This window comes from Methylomonas sp. BG-2, assembly GCF_057766305.1.
In genome coordinates this window covers 1-1,916 of sequence record NZ_JBYMAP010000419.1, presented here as the reverse complement: position 1 = coordinate 1,916, position 1,916 = coordinate 1, and the positions used below count along the sequence as shown (strand labels likewise).

The 1,916-nt window shown below is 52.3% G+C and carries 5 protein-coding genes; all 5 read left to right on the top strand.

Annotation, left to right across the window (positions count from 1 at the left end):
- The coding region (locus AC3B8H_RS20855; protein WP_488443429.1) for a reverse transcriptase domain-containing protein at positions 1 to 530 on the top strand (530 nt) is incomplete at its 5' end.
- Positions 531 to 612: 82 nt separating this feature from the next.
- Complete coding sequence (locus AC3B8H_RS20850; protein ID WP_488443428.1) at positions 613 to 837, top strand: BrnT family toxin; 225 nt, start codon at positions 613 to 615, stop codon at positions 835 to 837.
- A gap of 39 nt (positions 838 to 876) precedes the next feature.
- A complete protein-coding gene (locus AC3B8H_RS20845; RefSeq protein WP_488443427.1) occupies positions 877 to 1,101 on the top strand; it encodes a hypothetical protein in 225 nt (74 codons plus the stop codon).
- A gap of 186 nt (positions 1,102 to 1,287) precedes the next feature.
- Positions 1,288 to 1,518 (top strand): hypothetical protein, encoded by a 231-nt coding sequence (locus AC3B8H_RS20840; protein WP_488443426.1) that lies wholly within the window; start codon positions 1,288 to 1,290, stop codon positions 1,516 to 1,518.
- Between the two features lie 13 nt (positions 1,519 to 1,531).
- On the top strand, positions 1,532 to 1,916 hold a 385-nt coding region (locus AC3B8H_RS20835; RefSeq protein ID WP_488443425.1), incomplete at its 3' end, for a DUF1697 domain-containing protein.

The following is a 1,916-nucleotide window of genomic DNA, read 5'->3' as shown; positions in this document are numbered from 1 at the left end:
CCCTGCATGAGCGGGCTGCGGCTAAGCCGCAGGATGAACACTGGATTGGGGCGCAGAGTTCGTTGGACTCCATCCAACCCAAGGCGAGCTTGCAGGCGGTGCTGGACCGCGCCAACCTGCAACGCGCGCTGAAGCAAGTCCGCCGGAACAAGGGCGCGCCGGGCATCGACGGCATGACGGTCGATGAATTGCTGCAGCACCTAAAACAGCATTGGCCGGCCATTCGCGAGCACCTAGAAGCGGGCCGTTACCGTCCGCAACCGGTGAGACGCGTGGACATCCCCAAACCCGATGGCAGTTGCCGAGGCTTGGGGATACCGACCGTGCTGGACCGATTCATTCAACAGGCTATCGCCCAAGTGCTCAATCCACAATGGGAACCCCAGTTTCACCGGGATAGTTTCGGCTTTCGCCCGAACCGCTCCGCGCACCAAGCGGTGCGCAAGCTGCAAGCGGATATTCGCCAAGGCTATCCTGAGAAGCCTTCATGCCAGAATTGCTCTAGTGTTTTTAGTGGCGATGGAGGTTAAGCTGATTGTTTGGTCCGCCATCAAGGCGATTATGTAAATTCTGGAAATTGTAAGCCAGAGGATTGTTCGACAATTAGATAATATGATTTATGAGTGGGATGAAAACAAAGCAGCGACGAATTTGGCCAAACATGGTGTTTCCTTCGAGGAAGCTAAAACGGTCTTTGATGATCCATTGTATGTGGATTTTTACGACCCCGATCATTCTTACGGAGAACACCGTTTTATCCTGCTTGGTGAATCAACCCAGAGAAGAGAAGATTATTGTGCGTTTCCTATAAGGAGCGTAACAATAGCATTCGCTTGATTAGCGCAAGAGAAGCAACCGCATCGGAGCGTAACGCTTATGAACAACAATGAAATAGAAGATGAGTTACGGCCTGAATATGATTTACAAAGTTTGCAAGTCAGAAAGCTTGGGCCTAGACGCAAGAAGTTCTGCGATACGGTTCGGTTAGAGCCCGATGTGGTGGCCGCATTTCCAAATGCGGAATCGGTTAACGAAGCACTGCGTTACCTAATTGAAATAGCCAAACATTCGGCAAGCCTAACGAATAAGGTTAGATTGTGAGGGCAACGCGAACCACAATCTGAACCGGTTGTTGGACAAGCCCGGTGATCAAAGCGTTGACGGTCTGCTTTAGATAAGAAAATAGCTTTTCGAAATTCTTGGGTCGCGAAGGGGTGGTTATCGCTTCACGACCCAACACTCAAAGACCGTATTCGCGAACTGACCCGCCTTACCCGAGGCCGCCATTTGGAACAGATCGTCGCAAAATTAAGAAACGCACTGCTTGGTTGGACAGGTTTTTGCGCCTGCAAAACCTGCATTCCCACCATCCATGGTGGTCAAAGCAACTTCGGCATTGCCGAAGTGATGAGCCTTGGCGGAGCGGCCGGTAAAAATCATCGAACCGCCGTGTACGTGAGCCGCATGCCCGGTGGTGTGGGAGGGAAGAGCCGCGAGGTTTCTTCCTATCCCGATTAGGTTGCATAGAGCCATGCCACGTTACGTCGCTTTCCTTCGCGGTGTCAGTCCTCTAACCGCCAAGAGCGCTGATCTGAAGCGCGCCTTCGAGGCCGCTGGCTTCACGAACGTGAAGACCATTCTTTCGAGCGGGAATGTCGCTTTTGATGCTTCCATAAAATCCGACTCAGCTATCGAGAATCAGGCCGAGGCTGCACTCCAAGAATCGCTTGGCCGTAGTTTCTACACCATCGTTCGTCCCTCGGTCTATCTGAACGAATTGCTGGCTAACGATCCGTACAGCAACTATACGTTTCCACCCAACGCGAAACGCGTGGTCAGCTTTCTTAGGGATTCCTGCGAGCCGAAGGTTTCTTTGCCGCTTGTTTCCGATGGCGCCTATGTCCTGGGAATGATCG